The following is a 20,619-nucleotide window of genomic DNA, read 5'->3' as shown; positions in this document are numbered from 1 at the left end:
ACAGCAAATGCCCCAGCGGATTGCAGCGGCATGCCGCCGCGCCAGCCGCCCGCTTACCAGGTCAGCACAGCCCCCAGGGCCAAGGTATCGGTGTCCTCGTTTTGCGCATCGCCGCCATGGCCATCGATCTCGAACTGGTTGTATTCGGCGACCAGTTTCAAGTTGGCATTGATCTCGCGAAACAGGGCAATGCCGCGGGTTTCATAGTCGGCGCCAGTGTTCACTGCACCGTTGCCGTCATCCTTGGTCTTGCCATACGACAGCGCCAGGCGGTTTTTGCCGAAGGTGTACGAGCCCTGCACCAGATAACCCTGGCTGTCGACCTCACGCAGGGTCGCCTCACCAGCATTGTTGGTGAAGAACGGGTTGATGCCCTTGGCGCTGAAGCCCGAGCCTGTCAGCGAGAACGCACCCATCTTGGCTTGTACGCCGTAGCCAAGACCTTTGGAGGTCACCGAGTCGACGTTGCTGTCGGTGTTGTCGGAGGTCTGGTAACTGCCGTTGAGCCAGCTGTAGATCTTCGCGCCGCCCAGATCGAACTGGTAGGTGATCTCGCTCTCGGTGCGCGGATTCTCCTGATAGGCCTTGCCGACCGCGCTGTCGTCGTTGGTGTCAACCGGGTCCATTATCCCCACGGCCAGGCGCAGGCCGTCCATTACCGGTGTGCGGTAGGTGATCTGCGAGGTCGGGAAAGGATAGGGATAGCCGCTGCCGATGTTGCCGAACGAGACCCCGCCGCCGTCAACCAGGCCAAGTGTGTCGCTGACCTGGCCGTAGCCAGTGAGCAGTTCATCGAGGAGGATGTTGGAGCGGGCAAACAAACCGAAGTCTTTGCCGATCAACACCTCGCCCCACTCCGGGTTGGCTACCGTGCCGTAGAACTGGCGGACATCGATGGCGGTGTCGGTGCCGTTGGTTTCACTGTCGTTGATGCTGACCCAGAACGAGGCACGCCCACCCAGCTTGAGATCGTCGATCTGGCGCGTCATGTTGAAACCAAGGGTATTGGGCAGAAAGCCCATTTTCACCCGTGACTGGCGCCGATCATATTGCTCGCCGGCGCGGTCGATATCGCTGTTGACGTAGAAGGCGTTGATGTAGCCGTCGGTGGAAAAGGTGGTCTGGTCCTTGTCGTAGAGCATGATCTCGGCCCCCGCCAACGGGGCCAAGGCCAGGCTGGCAAGGCCGCCAAGCAGCGGCAGGATACGACGGTGGGAGTTGTTATTGTTGTTGTGCATGACGCGCTCCGCAATTGGTTGGACAGGTGTCCAGGCGATTATCGAAAGCCCACGCACGCGGCCCCACGCTGCCTTGGCGGCGATTGGCCAGTTCCTTGGCCGGTGCCGGGCGGCTTGCGCCTGCAAGCACTACGACCCGCTCCTTGGGGCGCACTCGGCTAAAGTGGCAGTAACTCATTCGCAAGGCGGGGTGCACAAAGCGGGTACATGGCACATTCATGCAGTCAGCTGCTGCAGATATGTCGATTGTGCAGGACATATTTGCATGGCAGGATCTTTTGATCCTCCAGTGCACTCCAGACTTCACTTGGAAAATCAATAACAAAGCAGGGAGATCGCGATGACCGCGCACGCTCGAATTTCATCCACCGATCATGTGCTGGCTGAAGTCCGCAATCAGATTGGCCACCTCACCTTGAATCGCCCGGCCGGGCTCAACGCGCTGACCCTGGACATGGTGCGCAGCCTGCAGCAGGCGCTCGACGCCTGGGCAGTCGACCCGCAGGTGCAGGCTGTGGTCCTGCGCGGTGAAGGGCCAAAAGGCTTCTGCGCCGGCGGTGATATCCGCTCGCTGTACGACAGCTTCAAGGCCGGCAGCAGCCTGCATGAAGAGTTCTTCGTCGAGGAGTACGCCCTCGACCTGCGCATCCATCACTACCCCAAACCGACCCTGGTGTTGATGGACGGCTTCACGCTGGGCGGCGGCATGGGCCTGGCACAAGGCGCCGACCTGCGCGTGGTTACCGAGCGCAGCCGGCTGGGCATGCCGGAAACCGCCATCGGTTACTTCCCGGACGTCGGCGGCAGCTACTTCCTGTCCCGCGTGCCGGGCGAACTGGGCACCTACCTGGGCGTCAGCGGCTGCCAGATCCAGGCGGCCGATGCCTTGTATTGCGGCCTGGCCAACTGGTACCTGAGCAGCGACAAGCTTGCTCAGCTCGATCAGGCCCTGGACCAGCTCAGCTTCGGTCAGCATCCGCTCAAGGACCTGCAGGGCGCACTGGCCCGCCTCGGCACCCAGGTACTGGCCGACGCGCCGCTGGCCAAGCTGCGCCCGGTGATCGACCACTACTTCGCCCAGGCCGACCTTGCCAGCATCATCGAACAACTGCGCACGGTGCGGATCGGCGACAGCCAGGCCTGGGCGCTGGCCACCGCCGACCTGCTGCAAAGCCGCTCGCCGCTGGCCATGGCCGTGACCCTGGAGATGCTCCGGCGCGGGCGCAAACTCGGCCTGGAGGCTTGCTTTGCCATGGAGCTGCACCTGGACCGGCAGTGGTTCGCCCACGGCGACATCATCGAGGGCGTGCGCGCCCTGATCATCGACAAGGACAAGCAGCCACGCTGGAACCCGCCGACCCTGGCAGAGCTAGCGCAGGCGCGGGTCGACCAATTCTTCGAAGGGCTGTGAGCCTGGGAGTACGCAGATGCAAGACCTGGAACTGAACGAAGAACAGATCATGATCCGCGACATGGCGCGCGATTTTGCCCGGGGCGAAATTGCCCCGCATGCCCAGGCCTGGGAAAAAGCCGCCTGGATCGACGACGGGGTGGTGCGCAAGATGGGTGAGCTGGGCTTGCTTGGCATGGTCGTGCCGGAGCAGTTTGGCGGCAGTTTCACCGACTACGTGGCCTATGCCCTGGCGGTCGAGGAAATCTCGGCTGGCGACGGCGCGACCGGCGCCTTGATGAGCATTCACAACTCGGTAGGCTGCGGCCCGCTGCTGGCCTACGGTATGCCTGAGCAACAGCAGCACTGGCTGCCCCGCCTGGCCAGCGGCGAAGTGATTGGCTGCTTCTGCCTGACCGAACCGCAGGCCGGCTCCGAGGCGCACAACTTGCGCACCCGTGCGGAATTGATCGATGGCGAGTGGGTGATCAACGGCAGCAAGCAGTTTGTCAGCAACGCCCGCCGTGCCGGTTTGGCGATCGTCTTTGCAGTGACTGACCCCGACTTGGGCAAAAAAGGCCTGTCGGCGTTTCTTGTGCCGACCGACAACCCTGGGTTCAAGGTCGACCGTAGTGAACACAAGATGGGCATTCGCGCGTCCGACACCTGTGCCGTGAGCCTCGACAACTGCCGCATCTCCGCAGCCAACATGCTCGGAGAGCGTGGCAAGGGCCTGGCGATTGCACTGTCCAACCTGGAAGGCGGCCGCATCGGTATCGCCGCCCAGGCGCTGGGCATTGCCCGGGCGGCATTCGAAGCAGCGCTGGTGTACTCGCGTGACCGCATCCAGTTCGGCAAGCCGATCAACGAGCACCAGAGCATCGCCAACCTGCTGGCCGACATGCAGGTCCAGGTCAACGCCACGCGCTTGTTGATCCTGCACGCCGCGCGTTTGCGCAGTGCGGGCAAGCCATGCCTTTCGGAGGCGTCACAGGCCAAGCTGTTCGCGTCGGAGATGGCCGAACGGGTGTGCTCGATGGCGATTCAGGTGCATGGCGGCTACGGCTACCTGGAAGACTATCCGGTGGAGCGCTATTACCGTGACGCACGCATCACGCAGATCTATGAAGGCTCCAGCGAGATTCAGCGAATGCTGATCGCGCGCGAGCTCAAGCACTATCCGCTGTAGCCCCGGCCCTCCTCCCGGACCCGCCTGAATGCAGGCCGCGACAGACCTCCACAGGCGCCGATTGAGGCGCCTGTTTTGTTAATAGCGAAATTTCCTACGCATCTATCAGACCACGTCTGATACAGCGTGCTGTTTCCTTGCCGACATGTCAGGTGTCTGGGCCTGAGCACTTTTTCTCACCCCGGATATCGAGTGGCGCCGCTTATTCAGGGGGCGTTGAAAGCACTAGGAGGAAGGTACATGTATCGGCTAAAGATCGCTGCAGTGCTCCTGACAGTAGTAGCGCCCATGGCGAATGCCTGGAGCAACACCGTCGTGAGTGTGACGGTGAAGAATGAGACAACTTCCATTGCCACGTTTACCTACCAATATGCGTTTGGTTCCCTCGACCCTGCTCCGGGACCTATCAGCGAAAGATCTTCAACTCAATTCAAATTGAACAGTGCGTCCTCTTCTGCCTCTGGCCTGCGTTTTACCTATAAATCAGGTCGCAAAGAGTGCAAATTCGAAACATCTCACGTCTCATTACCTCTGGTGAAATGGGACAAAAAGGCAATGTCTGTCGGATCAACCCGGGCCACGTGCGAGGCCAAGACAACCCGCATCAACAGTTCGCCGCCCTATGACTACAGCGTGACTTTCACGATCAAATAGTCGCTCATCAATGCGGGAGGAGTGCACGCCTGTGCAACCCTCCCGGTCAAGGGACTCTACGCATGATAGACACGACATTAAAGGGCGTGCCTCGCCCTGTTTTGGCAACGGCGACATCGCGATCCGCGCTGGTGACTGCCAACGTTGCCAGCAAGCCGGAAGCCGGTAGTGAAGTACAACTGTCTGCTGAAGGCATGGCGCTCAGCGCCAAGGCCATACTCACGCAAAAACAACTGGAAGAAAAATTTCAGCGCGTCTATGGCCCAGACAGTTTCATATTCAAGGTCAACGCCGAGATAAAGCGTTTGGGTAATGCGTCTGTGGCACTAAATGAGATTCCTGCAGAGGCTTCACCCGAACGGCTCAAGCAGAGTCAACAGGCCGCGAAGTACATCGCGGGGGTGGTACGGGGGCAGCGTGACACTGCCAACCCCTTTGCTCATCTCTCGCGCGAAGAGGTTGTCGCCATCCTCGAAGACGAAAGTGGCGCCTATACCAGCGTAGAGCGGTACGCCGCCTGGGAAGCTCGACAGGACATGGACAATGCATGGGTCCAGCAAAACGCACTGTTGCGCGACCACGAGTCTGACGGGCGTCTGGATGTACGTAGAACGCTTGAATTCATAGACAACCTGGGCGAACTCGAACTGATGCGCTACCCGCCAGGGCACCGGGACTCGATCGAAGGACTGCTCAAGCAGTCCCAAACCCCTGGTGGCGACTTCGAACAGCCAAAGATCCCTTCGCTGGTAGACATCCTGAGACAAATGGACGAGTCGCAGAAGGCGCAAGAACCGTCCATTCAGCCACCCGACTGAGCGCTGATGCCCCAGGCCGCCCTGCGGCCCTGGCTCCCTCCTCGCGGCCTGCGCATCACAGCAGTACAGGTCGCGGTTCACTCGGTGACATGCACACTGTCCAGATACGTACGCACCGCCCACAGCGCCTCCTGGCTGAGAAAGTCGGCCATCTTCGGCATGTACACGCGGCCATCGCGCACCGCGCCGTTGCGCACCCGCTCGACAAACCACTCATCACCGACGGCGCCTTCATCGAGCATGCGCAGATCAGGGGCGATGCCACCGGACTTGGCCTCGAGGCCATGGCACGCGGCGCAGTTCTGGTTATAGGCCGACGCGCCGATCGACAGCGCTTTGTCATGGTCCTTGCTGTTGCGGTAGGGGTTTTCGCTACGCCATTCACTGCCCAAGGGCTCCAGCCCATCGGTATTGACCGCCGATGGCGTTACGTTGCCGTGGGCGAAGCTGCCACCGGCGGCGCACAGGCCAGCCAGCAACAGGGAAAGGTGCCAGGCGCTTTTAGGGGTTGTCATTGTTCTGCCCTCGACTGCTGAAGTTGCACGCTGCGCCTCTCGAACGGAGGCGGCCCGACCATCCTAGAAAGCCAGGGCCAGCGGCCACATGCTGCTTTGGGGGTCGCACCCTTATCCCTTGGTAGTAGCGCTTGCGGCGCAGTGCCAAATCATGTCCGGACTGGGAAGATTTCCCGCAGTGACCGGGACTTTTTCCGTATCTCGATCAGCGGCGGCGTTCCAGGCTAACCAGGCACAACCTCACTGGGAACTCCACCATGACAACAAGAACATCACCCGCCCTGCTTTCGCCTCTTTCTGCCGCCCTGCTCCTGGCCAGCCTGGCCTGCGGCGGCGCTGCCCAGGCCAAGCCGGTTACCTGGGAAGATATCGCCGACGACCACAAGACCACCGGTAACGTGCTGCAATACGGCATGGGCACCAACGCCCAGCGCTGGAGCCCACTGGCGCTGGTCAATGACCAGAACGTATTCAAACTGACCCCGGCCTGGTCGTTTTCTTTCGGTGACGAAAAGCAACGCGGCCAGGAATCCCAGGCCATCATCAATGACGGCGTGATCTACGTCACCGGCTCCTACTCGCGGGTATTTGCCCTGGACGCCAAGACCGGCAAGCGCCTGTGGACCTACAACCACCGCCTGCCGGACGACATCCGCCCCTGCTGTGACGTGGTCAACCGCGGCGCGGCCATCTACGGCGACAAGATCTTCTTCGGCACCCTCGATGCACGGGTGGTGGCGCTGAACAAGGACACCGGCAAGGTGGTCTGGAACAAGAAGTTCGGCGACCACAGCGCCGGCTACACCATGACCGGCGCGCCAACCCTGATCAAAGACCAGAAGAGCGGCAAGGTACTGCTGATTCACGGCAGCTCGGGCGATGAGTTCGGCGTGGTAGGTCAGCTGTATGCACGTGACCCGGACACCGGCGAAGAAGTCTGGATGCGACCGTTTGTCGAAGGCCACATGGGCCGCCTGAACGGCAAGGACAGCACCCCGACCGGCGACGTCAAAGCGCCGTCCTGGCCGGATGATCCAAGCTCGCCAACCGGCAAGGTCGAGGCCTGGAGCCACGGCGGCGGCGCTCCTTGGCAGAGCGCCAGCTTCGATGCCGAAACCAATACCATCATTGTTGGCGCCGGCAACCCTGGCCCGTGGAACACCTGGGCGCGCACCTCCAAGGACGGCAACCCGCACGACTACGACAGCCTGTACACCTCCGGCCAGGTCGGCGTCGACCCCACCACCGGTGAGGTCAAGTGGTTCTACCAGCACACGCCGAACGATGCCTGGGACTTCTCCGGCAACAACGAACTGGTTCTGTTCGATTACAAGGACAAGGACGGCAAGCAGTTCAAAGCCACCGCGCATGCTGACCGCAACGGCTTCTTCTACGTAGTCGACCGCACCAACGGCAAGTTGAAGAACGCCTTCCCGTTCGCCGACAACATCACCTGGGCCAGCCACATCGACCTCAAGACTGGGCGCCCGGTTGAAAACGAGGGGCAGCGTCCGGCCAAGCCTGAACCAGGCCAGACCAAGGGCAAGCCAGTCGAAGTTTCGCCGCCGTTCCTCGGTGGCAAGAACTGGAACCCGATGGCCTACAGCCAGGACACCGGGCTGTTCTACGTGCCGGCCAACCAGTGGAAAGAGGAATACTGGACCGAAGAGGTCAACTACAAGAAGGGCTCGGCGTACCTGGGCATGGGCTTCCGCATCAAACGCATGTATGACGACCACGTCGGCACCCTGCGCGCGATGGACCCAACCACCGGCAAGATGGTCTGGGAGCACAAGGAGCGCCTGCCGCTCTGGGCTGGCGTGCTGGCAACCAAAGGCAACCTGGTGTTCACCGGTACCGGCGACGGTTACTTCAAGGCGTTCAACGCCAAGACCGGCGAGGAGCTGTGGAAATTCCAGACCGGCAGCGGCATCGTCTCGCCGCCGATCACCTGGGACCAGGACGGTGAGCAGTACATCGGCGTAACCGTCGGCTACGGTGGCGCGGTACCGCTGTGGGGTGGCGACATGGCCGAGCTGACCAAACCTGTGGCACAGGGCGGCTCGTTCTGGGTGTTCAAAATCCCGGCATGGGACAGCAAGAGCAAGACAGCCCAACGCTGAGTTGCCTGGCTGCGGCCCCACCAGCGCCTCGTACGCTGGTTGTGGCTGCGGCCAAGCGCCGTGAACGAGGGCCTTGCCCTCCTCTGAGGAGCCACCATGAACTACTTTCCCTTCGCGTTGATTCTGGCGCTCAGCCCGGTTGTTGCCGATGAACTGGGCGATGCCCCACTGACCATCAATGGCTGCGTGATCGCCGCCGAAAGCAAGTGCGCCAACGCCAACCTGCGCGGCGCCGACCTGAGCAATCAGGACCTGCGCAAGATCGACCTGTCTGGCGCCGACCTGCGCGAGGCCAACCTGCGCCATGCCCGGCTGGATCTGGCCAACCTGGAAAAAGCCGACCTGCGCGGCGCCAACCTGACCCGTGCCAGCCTGCAGCAAAGCAACCTGCGCCTGGCGCAACTGCAGAACGCAACACTGGTCGCGGTACAGGCCTGGGGCATGTACGGACAAGGCGCCAATTTTGACAATGCCGATTTGTCGGCGGCCTATCTGGAATTCGCACGCCTGTCCGGGGCCAAACTGCACGGCGCCAAGCTGCAGGCGGCTGACCTCGAGATGACCTGGCTGAGCAAAGCCGACTTGAAGGGCGCAAGCCTGGCCGATGCCAATCTGCAGGAAGCCAAGCTTGGCGAAAGCAATCTGGAAAATGCTGATTTGCGCGGCACCCGTCAGCACTATGCGAATTTCCAGGACAGCAACATGGAAGGCTGCCAAGGCTGCCCGCAGACCTGGAAGTAAACCGGCCTACTCAGGCGACCGCTTTGAGCAACCCTGCCTGCAGCGCCAGGTGGACCAGCTCCGCTTGGCTGCTGACGCGCAACTTGCTCTTGAGCAGGGTCAGATGATTGGACACGGTCTTGCTGCTGATACACAGCTGGCTGGCAATGCTGCGCAACGCCGTACCCTTGGCCAGCAGCAGGAAAATCTCGGCCTCGCGCGGCGTCAGGCCATGCAGGCAGTCGGTCTCAGCCTGCGCGGGCTGACAGGCCAACGCGGTCGCCAAGCCCTGCTCGATATAGGCATGTCCGCTAAGGGCCTTGCGCACCGCCTCGATCAGTACCTCAGGGGTGACCTGCTTGGACAGAAAGCCGCAAGCCCCAGCCGCCAATGCCTGGCGCACCAGGCTCAGTTGCGCATGTTCACTGAGAAACAGCACGCGTAGCTGCGGCAAACGCTGGCGCAGACGGCGGGTGGTTTCCAGGCCACTGATGCCCGGCAGGTCGAAATCCATGATCACCAGCCCCGGCACCTGCGCCTGCACCATGGCCAGCGCCTGCTCGCCATCGCTGGCCTGCAGCAAGGGCATCTGCGGCAACGCCTGGGCCAGGGTCGCGGTAATGCCGGCGCGCAGCAACGGGTGGTCGTCTACCAGCAAAATGGCCATACCTTGTGCCTCCTGTACAGTGCAGGCCTCCATGCTAAAAGCCCTGCCGCTGCCCAGACCTACTACTTTGGTACTGCTTCGCATGGCGATGGTCGCATTCACAAAGCCTTGCTACCGGCTCTTAATAGCGGCATAACGAGGGCTGCTGCCAAGCGAACTGCCCCTGCGTGCGAGCACACATACAACAATAAGGTGCACAGCCATGTACAAGATTCTCATCGCCGACGATCACCCATTGTTCCGCGAGGCCATGCACAACGTGATTGCCGATGGATTTCCAGGCAGCGAGGTGATGGAAACCGCCGACCTCGACAGCGCTTTGGCGATGACCTGCGAAAACGACGACCTCGACCTGATCCTGCTCGACCTGAACATGCCCGGCATGCACGGCCTGGGCGGTTTGATGAACCTGCGCAACGAGGCGCCGACCATTCCGGTGGTAATCGTCTCGGCCGAGCAGGACAAGCAGGTGGTGCTCCAGGCCATTACCTATGGCGCGGTCGGCTTCATCACCAAGTCCTCGCCGCGGGCGCAGATGACCGACGCCATCGAGCAGATTCTCAACGGCAATGTCTACTTGCCACCGGACATCATCCGCACGCAGAAGCCCGGCACCCGCCGCGCGGTCAGCGAAGCGCAGAGCTTCGCCCCGGAGCTGCTGCAGGCGCTGACCCGCAAGCAACTGCTGGTACTTGAGCGGATGACCAAGGGCGAATCGAACAAGCAGATTGCCTACCACCTGGACATTGCCGAGACCACGGTCAAGGCTCACGTGTCGGCGATCCTGCGCAAGCTGAATGTGCACAACCGGGTGCAGGCGATCCTCAGCGCCGGCGATATCGACTTCACCGCCTACCTGCGGCGCTGACATAAAAAAGCGCATTCAGCCATTGAATGCGCCGTTGCAGGTGCAGTAAGCTCGGACTCAATCACTGGAGTGCAACATGACCCACAGCCACCACCACACTGCTATCTGCACCGCACGCACTGCGCGCCGGCTGCTGGCTGTCGTGCCTGGTTCGGTCGTCTCCACCGTTTATTTTGGGTATTGGTTTAGCCACTAGGCGCCGCTGATACCCAACGGCGCCCACTCTTCGAGGGGCCGCCGAACATGAGAATACTCAACCCCCGGTCGGCTTCCCGACCGGGGGTTTTGCGTTTCCAGGCCTTTGAAAAACACCAAACATATCGAGGATTTCAACATGAACTACCGCACTTCCTACCGCGCAGCCACCTATACCTGGCGATTTAGCCAATCCCGTTCGGGCCAGCCTGCCGCCTCCGTTCGGTCGATTTCCGGTGGCGATGCCGCACAAGAACCGCATTTGACGATTTGTCGAACACCTCGATAGGGCCGACCACGCGGGCCTGAACCCGCTGTCCGCCCAGGGAAACAGAACTATGCAAGCCGCTACCCTCGCCCTGCCCCTGACCCAACCTGTTGCTGCCAACTCCGCTGTCAGCCAGCGCCTGCCCAGCCCGCACCTGCTCAAGCAGCAAATGCCACTCACGCCTGAACTTGCCCAGCAAGTGGAGCAGCACCGCCAGGCCGTCCGCGCCATTCTCGAAGGCCGCGACTCGCGCCTGCTGGTGATTGTTGGCCCGTGCTCGATTCATGACCCACGCTCAGCGCTGGAATACGCCGACCGCCTCGCTGCACTCAGCCGCAAGGTCGACGACAAGCTGCTGCTGGTGATGCGCGCCTATGTCGAAAAGCCGCGTACTACAGTCGGCTGGAAGGGCCTGGCCTACGACCCGCATTTGGACGGCAGCGACGACATGCACGCCGGTATCGCCCTGTCCCGTGGCTTGATGCTGAGCATGCTTGAACGCGGCTTGCCGATCGCCACCGAATTGCTCCAGCCGATGGCTGCCGGCTACTTCGATGACCTGCTCAGTTGGGCAGCGATTGGTGCACGCACCACCGAGTCGCAGATTCACCGCGAGATGGTCAGCGGTCTGCGGCTGCCGGTGGGGTTCAAGAACGGCACCGACGGCGGTATCACGGTTGCGACCGATGCCATGCGCAGCGCCGCCCATCCGCATCGGCACTTTGGCATGGACGCTCAGGGTCATCCGGCGATCATCGATACGCTGGGCAACGCAGACACCCACCTGGTCCTGCGCGGCGGCCATGATGGGCCTAACTACGATGCGCAGAGCATCGCTCGTGCGCGTCAGAGCCTGACCAAGGCTGGGCTCGCTGCGCGCATCGTGGTCGACTGCAGCCATGCCAACAGCGGCAAGGACCCAGCTCGGCAGCCAGCCGTGTTCGACGATGTGCTGGCGCAGCGGCTGGCGGGGGATCAATCAGTGGTCGGCATGATGCTTGAAGGGCATCTGTACGATGGCTGCCAGGCCTTGGGCAAAGGCGACCTCGCCTACGGGGTATCGATCACCGACGGATGCCTTGGCTGGGAGGCCAGCGAGCGACTGTTGCAACGCTGCGCCATGCGCCTGCGTCAGTAGTATCCGGCGCGGACACGGCGCGCATCCGCGGCAGTTGCGGCGCCCTGCAAACGGTGTTGGCTGCCAGCGACAGCAACCATGGCAGACAACCGCGTGTGGTTTGCGCTAGGCTTGCGGACTCATTCAAAAGGAGCATTTCCCATGGCCAAAGCCACCGCCCGCCACATCCTGGTCAGCAGCGAAGACAAGTGCAACGAGCTCAAAGCGCAGATCCAGGGCGGCGCTGATTTCGCTGAAGTCGCCAAGGCCAACTCCAGCTGCCCATCCAGCCGCCAAGGCGGTGATCTGGGTTCGTTTGGCCCAGGCCAGATGGTCAAGGAGTTCGACACCGTGGTCTTCAGCGCGCCGCTGAATGAAGTTCAAGGTCCGGTCAAGACCCAGTTCGGCTACCACCTGCTGGAAGTGACCAGCCGTCAGGACTGATCCAGTCTTGCCTGCCCGTCTCTGCAGTTTCGCTGCGGCGCCGGGCCTGGCTCGCGATGGCGACCGACCTGGCGCATGCCGGGGAGGCGCTATCGCGCGTATTGGGCGCTTTTGTCGTCCGGTGACAATGCTGCTTACCGGTTGCCTTGTCACCTTCGCCCAGGCGGAGCCCAGGCACGCCCTTACGGTCTATGACGAAGCACCACGCTACCCCGACACCTTCCAGCATTTCGACTACGTCAACCCTGACGCCCCCAAAGGCGGCAGCCTGCGCCGCTCGGCGATGGAGATTGGCCAGTTCGACCATGTCCTGCCCTATATCGACCAAGGCACCGGCGTCAGCGAAGTCGACGGTTGGCTGTATGCGCCACTGGCAGTACGTTCGTTCGACGAGCCCTACACGGTCTACGGCCTGATTGCTCGGCGTATGGAGCGCGGGCCGGACGACGCCTGGTTGCGCTTCGAGATCGATCCCCGCGCGACGTTCGCCGACGGCAAACCCGTCCGCGCAGAAGACGTGCGCTTTACCTATGAGCTGTTGTTGAGCAAAGGCAGCCTGAAGTTTCGCACGCAGTTTGCCGAGGTTGCGGCGGTTGTCATAGAGGGCCCGCGCACTGTCCGCTTCGACTTCAAGCAACCCCATGGGCGCACCTTGGCGCTGGACCTGGCCACGTTGCCGGTACTGCCGGAGCACGACTGGAAGCAGCGTGACTTCGCCATGGGTGCCGGCTTCGGCAAACCGCTGGGCAGCGGCCCATACCGCATCGGCAAGATCGACAATGGCCGCAGCATCACCTTCGAGCGCGACCCGAACTGGTGGGCGAAGGACCTGCCGGTCAACCGTGGCCGCTACAATTTCGAACGCATGCGCATCGAGTTCTTTGGCGATACCGAGGTCGCCCGGCAGGTGCTGCGTGGTGGCGGTTTTGACTATAACCGCGAGTTCTCGGCCACCGCCTACACCCTCGGTTACAACGGCGCGCAGCTCGACGACGGTCGTTTGCAGCGCGCCCAGCTGGGCCCAGCCAAGCCGCAGGTGGCCCAGGGTTTTGTATTCAACCTCGACCAGCCGATGTTCAAGGATCGCCGCACACGCCAGGCGTTGGCCATGCTCTGGGATTTCGAGTGGAGCAACCGGCAGATGATGCGCGGCATGTACATCCGCCAGCAGAGCATCTTCGCCAACACGCCGCTGGCCGCCCGGGAGTTGCCGGATGCGCAAGAGTTGAAGTTGCTTGAGCCGCTACGCGGTCGCGTGCCGGGCGAGGTCTTTACGCAGGTGTTCACCGCGCCGGTGACCGATGCTTCAGGGATGATCCGCCAGCAACAACTTCAGGCACTGGCACTGCTACAAGCTGCCGGCTGGCGGCCGCTTGGTGACCGCCTGGTCAACGCCGAGGGCCAGCCGTTCGAGTTCACCTTTCTCAACGGCCAGTCAGGGCTTGAGCGCATGCTGCTGCCGTGGAAGCGCAACCTGGCGCAAATCGGCGTCACCTTGAACATTCGCAACGTCGACGCGGCGCAATACGTCAACCGGCTGATGGCGCGCGACTACGACATGATCGTCACCGGCTATCCGGTGACCCTCTCGCCCGGCAGCGAACTGTTCAACTACTTCGGCTCGGCGGCCGCCAACGATCCAGGTTCGAACAACCTGATGGTGCTCAAGGACCCCGCAGTGGATAGCCTGCTGGCTGGGCTGGTGCGGGCCGACAGCCAGGTCAGCATGCGCCGTTACGCGCATGCACTGGACCGGGTGATGCAATGGAACTACTACTGGATCCCCAACTACTACCCGCCCGGCAGCTCCACGGTATGGTGGAACCGCTTTGGCCGGCCCAAGGTCCAGGCCGCCTATGATGAAGGCCTGGATACCTGGTGGGAGATCAGCCCGACCGCACTGACCAATGAGCAGATGGCCGAACGGCTGAAGGCTTCGCCATGACCGCTTATATCCTGCGCCGCTTGCTGCTGATCATCCCAACCCTGCTGGCCATTCTGCTGGTCAACTTCGCCATCGTTCAGGCCGCGCCTGGCGGGCCGGTCGAACAGGCGGTAGCGCGCTTGCAGGGTATCGGCGGTGGCAGTACGCCAGGCGCCGGCAGCGAAGTGGTTCATGCACAGTCCCGGGCCACCCGTGGCCTGGACCCGAAACTGATCGAGGAGATCAAGCGCCAGTACGGCTTCGACAAGACTGCCCCCGAACGGCTTTGGCTGATGCTGGGTCAGTACGCCCGGCTGGATTTTGGCAACAGTTTCTTTCGCGGGGCAAAGGTTACCGATCTGATCGTGGAGAAGCTGCCGGTGACCTTGTCGCTGGGCTTCTGGGCGACCTTGATCACTTACCTGGTGTCGATCCCCTTGGGCATCCGCAAGGCCGTGCGCCACGGTAGCCGCTTCGATGCCTGGAGCAGCGCGCTGATCGTGATCGGCTACGCCCTGCCCTCATTCTTGTTCGCCTTGCTGTTGATCGTGTTGTTTGCCGGTGGCACCTCGTTGAACTGGTTCCCGGTGCGCGGGCTGGTTTCCGAGGACTTCGATCAGTTGAGTGTGCTGGGCAAGATCGCCGACTACTTCTGGCATCTGGTATTGCCTGTAGGTGCCTTGGTGATCGGCGGTTTCGCCACGCTTACCCTGCTGACCAAGAATGCGTTTCTCGAAGAAATCTCTCGTCAATACGTGGTGACTGCTCGCGCCAAAGGCCTGAGCGAGCGACGGGTGCTCTACGGGCATGTGCTGCGCAATGCCATGCTACTGGTAGTGGCCGGCATACCCCAGGCGCTGATCACGGTGTTTTTCGCCGGATCCCTGCTGATCGAAGTGATCTTCTCGCTCGATGGCCTGGGCCGCATGAGTTATGAAGCAGCGGTCTCGCGGGATTATCCGGTGGTGTTCGGCACGCTGTTCATCTTCACCCTGGCCGGGCTGCTGATTCGCCTGATCGGTGACCTCTGCTACACCGTACTGGACCCGCGGATCGACTTCGACGGGAGGGCGCACTGATGCTCTCGCCCGTCACCCTGCGCCGCCTGCAACGCTTTCGCCGCAACCGCCGCGGCTGGCTTGCCCTGTGGCTGTTTGCCGGCCTGCTGGTGCTGACCCTGGGCGCCGAGCTGGTCGCCAACGACAAGCCGCTGCTGCTCGGCTACAAGGGCGAGTTGTATGTACCGGCCCTCAAGCGCTACACCGAGCAGCAATTTGGCGGCCAATTACCGTTCCAGCCCGACTATCGCAGTCAGTATGTGCGTCAGCTGATCGAGGATCAGGGCGGCTGGATGCTGTTTGCGCCGATCCCGTTCAGTGCTGACACCCCCAACTACGATCTGCAGGTACCCACCCCCAGCCCACCCTCCGCGAGCAATTGGCTGGGTACCGATGATCAAGGCCGGGACGTGCTGGCTCGGGTGCTGTACGGCACTCGCGTGTCACTGCTGTTCGCGTTCGCCTTGACCGCCATCAGCGTGCTGATTGGCGTATCTGCCGGCGCTTTGCAGGGCTATTACGGCGGCTGGGTCGACTTGCTTGGCCAGCGCCTGCTGGAAGTCTGGTCCGGCCTGCCGGTGCTGTACCTGTTGATCATTCTCAGCGGTTTCGTCGAGCCGGATTTCTGGTGGTTGCTGGGGATCATGGCGCTGTTTTCCTGGCTGGCGCTGGTCGACGTGGTGCGTGCCGAGTTTCTCCGCGGGCGCAACCTTGAATACGTCAAGGCAGCACGTGCGCTCGGCCTGACGGACATGCAGGTGATGCTGCGCCATGTTCTGCCCAATGCCATGAACGCGACCCTGACCTACGTCCCGTTCATGCTCACCGGGGCGATCACCACCCTGACGGCACTGGACTTCCTCGGTTTCGGCATGCCTGCCGGCAGCGCGTCGCTGGGTGAACTGGTGACCCAGGGCAAGCAACATCTGCAAGCGCCATGGTTGGGCTTTACCGCATTTTTTGCCTTGGCGTTGATCCTGTCGTTGCTGGTGTTCATCGGCGATGCGCTGCGCGAGGCATTCGACCCGCGTGCTTAAGCCCGGCATAACTGTCCGCGCCGCGAATCGATTGAACTCTGGACTGTTCCGCCCTCTCCCACTCTAGAGACTTGTCGATTGTCCTGGAGCCGTCATGGAGAAGCCCCTGCTGGCGTGCCTGAGTAAGGAAACTGCTGGCCAGCCGCAACATCAGTTATCCCCACTGCTGCAGGCATTCGCCGAGCGACCGCTACAGGTGAGTGTGGACACTCACCTGTCCGAGCTGATGCACACACTGCAAGCGGCACAGCTCGACCAACTGCCATTGCCCGGCCATGGCCAGACGCTTCAACGTTGGCGGATGCTGGCGCAGATTGGCGGCTGCGATCTGACCCTGGCCAAACTTTACGAAGGCCATACCGATGCCCTGGCGATTTTGGCCGAATGCGGTGCTGCGCGGCTTGCCGGCAATGGCATATGGGCGGTGTGGGCTGCAGAGCCACCGGATGCCCGCGTGCTGATTAATTCGCGCAGCGGCGAGCAGGTGCGGCTCGCGGGCCGCAAAGCCTGGTGCTCCGGCGCGCTGCAGGTCGACCATGCCCTGCTCACTGCCTGGGCCGACGATGACCAGCCGCAACTGGTAGCCATCGATCTGCGCCCGCCTGGCCTGCGGATTGAGCCGGAAAAGTGGCAGGCGGTCGGCATGGCTGCCACAGCCAGCGCCGACATCGTCTTCGACGGGGCTATTGGCGTTGCCGTCGGCAAGCCTGGGCAGTACCTCGCCCGCCCTGGCTTCTGGCAGGGCGGTGGCGGCATTGCCGCTTGTTGGTATGGCGCCGCCGAAGCGCTGGCGGGGTATCTACACCAGCAGCGGCGCAAGCCACGCCCGGACCCCCACGGTGATGCCCATCTCGGCGCCGTTGACGCATCGTTGTGCGCCGCCCGGGCCGCGCTACACGAGTGCGCCGCCTGGATTGATCAACATCCGCAGGCAGACGCCAGTTTGCCGGTGCGCCGCGTACGCGCCCAGGTCGAGCAGGCAGCAGAGTGCGTCATTCATCATGTGGGCCGCGCCCTTGGTGCGACGCCGTTCTGCCGTGAGAGCCACTTCGCCCGGCTCAGCGCCGACTTGCCCGTTTACCTGCGCCAGAGCCACGCCGAGCGGGACCTGGCAACCCTTGGACAACAGCTGGCACAACAGCCAGCAGGAGCCTGGCAGCTATGACCGAAAACTTGATCCAGGCCAGCACCGGCACCCCGTGGGCAGAGTGGCAGCACTCTGCGCACCTGGCCCGCAGCAAGTGGATCGACGCTGACACGCTGTGCCCGCCCGGTCGCCGGTTGGTCCTGCTGGCGCCGCACCCAGACGACGAAATCCTCATGGCCGGAGGGCTGCTGGCCGGTTTTCAAGGCCGTGAGGAGGATCTGGTGCTGGTCTCGGTAACCGATGGCGAGGGCAGCCACCCGGACTCCGCCCAGTGGAGCGAGCACCGGCTGCGCCGGCAGCGGCCGCTTGAAAGCCGCCACGCCTTGCAGCAGCTGGATCTGGACCTGAACAAACTGGACTGGCGCCGACTGAGTCTGAAAGACGGTGCCGTGCGCCGCGACGAGGCATTTCTGGTCAACCATCTCAATCAATTGCTCAAGCCGGATGACCTGCTCATGGCCACCTGGCGCAACGACGGCCACTGCGACCACGAAGCCGTAGGCCGCGCCGCCGCGCAGGCGGCTCAGGCGCGCAGCGCGCAATTGGCTGAGGTGCCGGTATGGGCCTGGCACTGGGCTGAACCGGATGATCCACGTCTACCGTGGTCACGCGCGCACCGCTACCCGCTCGACGACTTGCGCCAAACCCGCAAGCGCAAAGCCATCGGCGCCCATTCAAGCCAACTGGAGGCCGATGACGGCCAGCCGCCGGTGCTGCCGCAACATTTGCTCGACTGCCTGCTGCAACCTTTCGAATTGGTGTTTCTATGAGCGTTGATTCGCAGTATTTCGCCGACCTGTACGCCGGTAATGATGACCCATGGGCATTCCGCAGCCGCTGGTATGAACGGCGCAAGCGCGAGCTGCTGGTCGCCAGCCTGCCGCGCCAGCGCTATGAGCGCGCATTCGAACCTGCCTGCGCCAACGGCGAGCTGAGTGTGCTGCTGGCTGAGCGCTGCGCGGAGCTGGTGTGCCAGGACCTTGATCCGACCGCCGTCGAGTTGGCCCGCCAGCGCACAGCCGATATGGCCCATGTCAGCGTAGAGCGCGGGCGCTTGCCGGGTGACTGGCCAGCTGAGCGTTTCGATCTGATTGTCCTGAGCGAGGTTGGCTACTACCTGGACCCTACCGACTGGTTGCAGGTGCTTGAACAAGCGGTAGCCAGCCTGGACGATGACGGTGGCCTGATCCTTTGCCACTGGCTACACCCGATTGCCGGATGCCCGCAGAACGGCCGCCAGGTGCACGCGATGCTCGCCAGGCATCTACCGTTGTACGCCCAGTTTCGCCATGAGGAGGCTGACTTCCTGCTCGAGTACTGGTCATGTCAGCCCCGCGTGGTCGATGTCGACGAGAGGTGCGCATGATTGCCGTGATCATCCCCGCCCATAACGAGGCGCGCCGCCTTGGCCGCTGCCTGAAGTCAGTCAATGCCGCCGCCGCGCTGGCACGCGAGGCCGGGCATCAGGTAGAAGTGCTGGTGGTGCTGGATCGCTGCACCGACAGCAGCGCAGCCATTGCCCGCCGTCATCAGGTGGAGACGCTGAGCGTCGGCGCGGGCAGTGTCGGTGCCGCGCGCCAGGCGGGCGCGGCACTGATGCTGGAGCGCGGCGCAACCTGGCTGGCGTGCACTGACGCCGACAGCCGCGTGCCCGGCCACTGGCTGTTGTCGCAACTGGCCTGCGAAGCGCAGGCAGTCTGCGGCACGGTGCATATCGAGCGCTGGCAGCCGTGGCAGACGGCAGCACTGCGCAAGTTGTACCTCAGCCGCTATGAAGCTCGTGAGGGCCATCGGCATATTCATGGGGCCAACCTTGGCATCTGCGCGAGAGCCTATACCCTGGCTGGCGGCTTCGCTCCGCTGGCCGCCCATGAAGACGTGCACCTGGTGCGGGCGCTTGAGGCTCAAGGCGCACAGATAGTCTGGACCGCCAGGCACAGCGTAGCCACCAGCAGCCGCCGTGACAGCCGTGCACGCGAGGGTTTTGGCGATTATCTAGCCGGGCTGGAAACGGTAACTGGCTAGTGCGGGGCAGGCATCTGCAGAGGCGGAAGTGCTACCCTCAAGTTCCTCGCCGAGGCGCCCTCCACAAACGCCAGCACTCCAGGAGCTTTGCATGTCTCTACAAGGTAAAACTGCACTGGTCACCGGTTCCACCAGCGGCATCGGCCTGGGCATTGCCAAGGTGCTGGCCGACGCAGGTGCCAATATCGTTCTCAACGGTTTTGGCGATGCAAGCGCTGCCCTTGCCGAAATCAATCAGCACGGCGTGCAAGTCGCCCATCATCCGGCTGACCTCTCTGACATTGCCCAGCTCGAAGAGCTGTTCGCGTTTGCAGAGTGCTTTGGCGGCGTCGACATTCTCGTCAACAATGCCGGTATCCAGCATGTCGCTCAGGTCGAGCAGTTCCCCGCCGAGAGCTGGGACAAGATCATCGCCTTGAACCTCTCCGCAGTGTTCCATGGCACCCGCCTGGTGTTGCCGGGCATGCGTGAGCGCAACTGGGGGCGGATCATCAATATCGCCTCGGTGCATGGCCTGGTGGGCTCGGTCGGCAAATCGGCCTACGTGGCAGCCAAGCACGGGGTGATCGGCCTGACCAAGGTGGTTGGCCTGGAAACCGCCGCCAGCAACGTCACCTGCAATGCCATCTGCCCAGGCTTCGTGCTCACCCCACTGGTGCAAAAGCAGATTGACGATCGCATCGCGGCAGGTGTCGATCCGACGCAGGCACAGCACGATCTGCTGGCCGAGAAGCAGCCCTCAGGCGCGTTCGTCACCCCTGCGCATCTGGGTGAGCTGGTGGTGTTCCTGTGCAGCGAGGCCGGCAGCCAGGTGCGTGGCGCTGCGTGGAACGTGGATGGCGGCTGGCTCGCCCAGTAACCGTCGAGCGGCCTGCCGTGCGCGCCGCGATCAGGCATAATGGCCGCCTTTTTTTCCCGGTACGCAGGTGTCCCCATGAAAGCTCAAGCCCGCCATATTCTGGTTAAGACCGCCGCTGAAGCCGAGCAGCTCAAGCAGCGTATCGCCAAGGGCGAGGCGTTTGACGTGCTGGCCAAGAAGTTTTCAACCTGCCCCTCTGCCAAGCGCGGCGGCGACCTGGGCGAAGTGCGCCCCGGGCAGATGGTCGGCGCGATTGACCAGGTGATCTTCAAGAAAGCCGTGCGCGAAATCCACGGCCCGATCAAATCCAAGTTTGGTTATCACCTGGTCCAGGTGGTCTACCGCGACTGAGATCAGAGGGCG

General features: G+C 62.6%; 21 protein-coding genes. 18 read left to right on the top strand and 3 right to left on the bottom strand.

All coding sequences use genetic code 11. From position 1 onward, the window contains the following. Window positions 1–53: 53 nt before the first annotated feature. Window positions 54–1,238, bottom strand: coding sequence for a porin (locus CXQ80_RS10510; protein WP_101319130.1), 1,185 nt, complete (start codon window positions 1,236–1,238; stop codon window positions 54–56). A 340-nt stretch (window positions 1,239–1,578) separates the two neighbouring features. On the opposite strand from CXQ80_RS10510, the gene CXQ80_RS10505 reads away from it, so the two are divergent. The 4 genes from CXQ80_RS10505 (at window position 1,579) to CXQ80_RS10495 (ending at window position 5,289) form a co-directional block, all read left to right on the top strand. Next, a complete protein-coding gene (locus CXQ80_RS10505; RefSeq protein ID WP_101319128.1) occupies window positions 1,579–2,649 on the top strand; it encodes an enoyl-CoA hydratase/isomerase family protein in 1,071 nt (356 codons plus the stop codon). A gap of 16 nt (window positions 2,650–2,665) precedes the next feature. Beyond that, window positions 2,666–3,817, top strand: coding sequence for an acyl-CoA dehydrogenase family protein (locus CXQ80_RS10500; RefSeq protein ID WP_101319126.1), 1,152 nt, complete (start codon window positions 2,666–2,668; stop codon window positions 3,815–3,817). Window positions 3,818–4,057: 240 nt separating this feature from the next. Next, complete coding sequence (locus tag CXQ80_RS24715; RefSeq protein ID WP_157831740.1) at window positions 4,058–4,471, top strand: hypothetical protein; 414 nt, start codon at window positions 4,058–4,060, stop codon at window positions 4,469–4,471. Window positions 4,472–4,533: 62 nt separating this feature from the next. Further along, window positions 4,534–5,289, top strand: a complete 756-nt coding sequence (locus CXQ80_RS10495; RefSeq protein WP_157831739.1) for a hypothetical protein — start codon at window positions 4,534–4,536, stop codon at window positions 5,287–5,289. Window positions 5,290–5,366: 77 nt separating this feature from the next. Here CXQ80_RS10495 and pedF read toward each other — a convergent pair whose 3' ends face one another. Next, window positions 5,367–5,804, bottom strand: coding sequence for a cytochrome c-550 PedF (gene pedF / locus CXQ80_RS10490; RefSeq protein WP_101319122.1), 438 nt, complete (start codon window positions 5,802–5,804; stop codon window positions 5,367–5,369). A 257-nt stretch (window positions 5,805–6,061) separates the two neighbouring features. Between pedF and exaA the strand changes: the two genes are divergently transcribed. Together exaA and CXQ80_RS10480 are read left to right on the top strand one after the other, a co-directional pair. Further along, window positions 6,062–7,927, top strand: a complete 1,866-nt coding sequence (gene exaA, locus CXQ80_RS10485; protein ID WP_101319120.1) for a quinoprotein ethanol dehydrogenase — start codon at window positions 6,062–6,064, stop codon at window positions 7,925–7,927. A 96-nt stretch (window positions 7,928–8,023) separates the two neighbouring features. After that, complete coding sequence (locus CXQ80_RS10480; protein ID WP_101319118.1) at window positions 8,024–8,668, top strand: pentapeptide repeat-containing protein; 645 nt, start codon at window positions 8,024–8,026, stop codon at window positions 8,666–8,668. Window positions 8,669–8,678: 10 nt separating this feature from the next. Here CXQ80_RS10480 and CXQ80_RS10475 read toward each other — a convergent pair whose 3' ends face one another. Further along, entirely contained in the window at window positions 8,679–9,314 is a 636-nt protein-coding gene (locus CXQ80_RS10475; RefSeq protein ID WP_101319116.1) for a response regulator transcription factor, read from the bottom strand. Window positions 9,315–9,516: 202 nt separating this feature from the next. Between CXQ80_RS10475 and CXQ80_RS10470 the strand changes: the two genes are divergently transcribed. From CXQ80_RS10470 to CXQ80_RS10415, 12 genes are all read left to right on the top strand, one after another. Next, window positions 9,517–10,182: a response regulator transcription factor gene (locus CXQ80_RS10470; RefSeq protein WP_101319114.1), complete on the top strand. Its 666-nt coding sequence runs from the start codon at window positions 9,517–9,519 to the stop codon at window positions 10,180–10,182. A gap of 533 nt (window positions 10,183–10,715) precedes the next feature. Continuing rightward, window positions 10,716–11,783, top strand: coding sequence for a 3-deoxy-7-phosphoheptulonate synthase (locus CXQ80_RS10465; RefSeq protein WP_101319112.1), 1,068 nt, complete (start codon window positions 10,716–10,718; stop codon window positions 11,781–11,783). Between the two features lie 141 nt (window positions 11,784–11,924). Continuing rightward, on the top strand, window positions 11,925–12,206 hold the full coding sequence (locus CXQ80_RS10460) for a peptidylprolyl isomerase (RefSeq protein ID WP_101319110.1): 282 nt from the start codon (window positions 11,925–11,927) through the stop codon (window positions 12,204–12,206). Window positions 12,207–12,333: 127 nt separating this feature from the next. After that, the gene (locus tag CXQ80_RS10455; RefSeq protein ID WP_101319108.1) at window positions 12,334–14,151 is read left to right on the top strand and encodes an extracellular solute-binding protein; all 1,818 of its coding nucleotides are present in this window, start codon (window positions 12,334–12,336) and stop codon (window positions 14,149–14,151) included. After that, window positions 14,148–15,209 carry a microcin C ABC transporter permease YejB gene (locus CXQ80_RS10450; protein WP_101319106.1) on the top strand — a complete coding sequence of 354 codons (1,062 nt, stop codon included), beginning with the start codon at window positions 14,148–14,150 and terminating at the stop codon, window positions 15,207–15,209. The genes CXQ80_RS10455 and CXQ80_RS10450 overlap by 4 nt, the downstream gene beginning before the upstream one ends. Further along, complete coding sequence (locus CXQ80_RS10445; RefSeq protein WP_101319104.1) at window positions 15,209–16,225, top strand: ABC transporter permease; 1,017 nt, start codon at window positions 15,209–15,211, stop codon at window positions 16,223–16,225. The genes CXQ80_RS10450 and CXQ80_RS10445 overlap by 1 nt, the downstream gene beginning before the upstream one ends. A 94-nt stretch (window positions 16,226–16,319) precedes the next feature. Continuing rightward, entirely contained in the window at window positions 16,320–17,390 is a 1,071-nt protein-coding gene (locus CXQ80_RS10440) for an acyl-CoA dehydrogenase family protein (RefSeq protein WP_256585738.1), read from the top strand. Then, window positions 17,387–18,142: a PIG-L deacetylase family protein gene (locus CXQ80_RS10435; RefSeq protein WP_101319102.1), complete on the top strand. Its 756-nt coding sequence runs from the start codon at window positions 17,387–17,389 to the stop codon at window positions 18,140–18,142. The genes CXQ80_RS10440 and CXQ80_RS10435 overlap by 4 nt, the downstream gene beginning before the upstream one ends. After that, window positions 18,139–18,738, top strand: coding sequence for a bifunctional 2-polyprenyl-6-hydroxyphenol methylase/3-demethylubiquinol 3-O-methyltransferase UbiG (locus CXQ80_RS10430; protein WP_101319100.1), 600 nt, complete (start codon window positions 18,139–18,141; stop codon window positions 18,736–18,738). Before CXQ80_RS10435 ends, CXQ80_RS10430 begins: the two co-directional genes overlap by 4 nt. Continuing rightward, a complete protein-coding gene (locus tag CXQ80_RS10425) occupies window positions 18,735–19,397 on the top strand; it encodes a glycosyltransferase family 2 protein (RefSeq protein WP_101319098.1) in 663 nt (220 codons plus the stop codon). The genes CXQ80_RS10430 and CXQ80_RS10425 overlap by 4 nt, the downstream gene beginning before the upstream one ends. A gap of 91 nt (window positions 19,398–19,488) precedes the next feature. Beyond that, window positions 19,489–20,256 (top strand): 3-hydroxybutyrate dehydrogenase, encoded by a 768-nt coding sequence (hbdH, locus tag CXQ80_RS10420; protein ID WP_101319096.1) that lies wholly within the window; start codon window positions 19,489–19,491, stop codon window positions 20,254–20,256. A gap of 75 nt (window positions 20,257–20,331) precedes the next feature. Then, complete coding sequence (locus tag CXQ80_RS10415) at window positions 20,332–20,607, top strand: peptidylprolyl isomerase (RefSeq protein WP_101319093.1); 276 nt, start codon at window positions 20,332–20,334, stop codon at window positions 20,605–20,607. Window positions 20,608–20,619: the final 12 nt, after the last annotated feature.

Source organism: Pseudomonas sp. 02C 26 (genome assembly GCF_002843585.1).
GTDB classification, from domain to species: Bacteria; Pseudomonadota; Gammaproteobacteria; order Pseudomonadales; family Pseudomonadaceae; genus Aquipseudomonas; species Aquipseudomonas shirazensis.
Note: the sequence above shows the minus strand (reverse complement) of the source record. Positions and strands in the feature narration are given on the sequence as shown.

Coding starts and splice junctions, on each gene's coding strand:
- CXQ80_RS10450 (WP_101319106.1), top strand. CDS start 14,148: ATGACCGCTTATATCCTGCGCCGCTTGCTGCTGATCATCCCAACCCTG.
- exaA (WP_101319120.1), top strand. CDS start 6,062: ATGACAACAAGAACATCACCCGCCCTGCTTTCGCCTCTTTCTGCCGCC.
- CXQ80_RS10470 (WP_101319114.1), top strand. CDS start 9,517: ATGTACAAGATTCTCATCGCCGACGATCACCCATTGTTCCGCGAGGCC.
- CXQ80_RS24715 (WP_157831740.1), top strand. CDS start 4,058: ATGTATCGGCTAAAGATCGCTGCAGTGCTCCTGACAGTAGTAGCGCCC.
- CXQ80_RS10445 (WP_101319104.1), top strand. CDS start 15,209: ATGCTCTCGCCCGTCACCCTGCGCCGCCTGCAACGCTTTCGCCGCAAC.
- pedF (WP_101319122.1), bottom strand. CDS start 5,804: ATGACAACCCCTAAAAGCGCCTGGCACCTTTCCCTGTTGCTGGCTGGC.
- CXQ80_RS10460 (WP_101319110.1), top strand. CDS start 11,925: ATGGCCAAAGCCACCGCCCGCCACATCCTGGTCAGCAGCGAAGACAAG.
- CXQ80_RS10500 (WP_101319126.1), top strand. CDS start 2,666: ATGCAAGACCTGGAACTGAACGAAGAACAGATCATGATCCGCGACATG.
- CXQ80_RS10440 (WP_256585738.1), top strand. CDS start 16,320: ATGGAGAAGCCCCTGCTGGCGTGCCTGAGTAAGGAAACTGCTGGCCAG.
- CXQ80_RS10430 (WP_101319100.1), top strand. CDS start 18,139: ATGAGCGTTGATTCGCAGTATTTCGCCGACCTGTACGCCGGTAATGAT.
- CXQ80_RS10510 (WP_101319130.1), bottom strand. CDS start 1,238: ATGCACAACAACAATAACAACTCCCACCGTCGTATCCTGCCGCTGCTT.
- CXQ80_RS10480 (WP_101319118.1), top strand. CDS start 8,024: ATGAACTACTTTCCCTTCGCGTTGATTCTGGCGCTCAGCCCGGTTGTT.
- hbdH (WP_101319096.1), top strand. CDS start 19,489: ATGTCTCTACAAGGTAAAACTGCACTGGTCACCGGTTCCACCAGCGGC.
- CXQ80_RS10415 (WP_101319093.1), top strand. CDS start 20,332: ATGAAAGCTCAAGCCCGCCATATTCTGGTTAAGACCGCCGCTGAAGCC.
- CXQ80_RS10455 (WP_101319108.1), top strand. CDS start 12,334: ATGCTGCTTACCGGTTGCCTTGTCACCTTCGCCCAGGCGGAGCCCAGG.
- CXQ80_RS10425 (WP_101319098.1), top strand. CDS start 18,735: ATGATTGCCGTGATCATCCCCGCCCATAACGAGGCGCGCCGCCTTGGC.
- CXQ80_RS10465 (WP_101319112.1), top strand. CDS start 10,716: ATGCAAGCCGCTACCCTCGCCCTGCCCCTGACCCAACCTGTTGCTGCC.
- CXQ80_RS10495 (WP_157831739.1), top strand. CDS start 4,534: ATGATAGACACGACATTAAAGGGCGTGCCTCGCCCTGTTTTGGCAACG.
- CXQ80_RS10435 (WP_101319102.1), top strand. CDS start 17,387: ATGACCGAAAACTTGATCCAGGCCAGCACCGGCACCCCGTGGGCAGAG.
- CXQ80_RS10505 (WP_101319128.1), top strand. CDS start 1,579: ATGACCGCGCACGCTCGAATTTCATCCACCGATCATGTGCTGGCTGAA.
- CXQ80_RS10475 (WP_101319116.1), bottom strand. CDS start 9,314: ATGGCCATTTTGCTGGTAGACGACCACCCGTTGCTGCGCGCCGGCATT.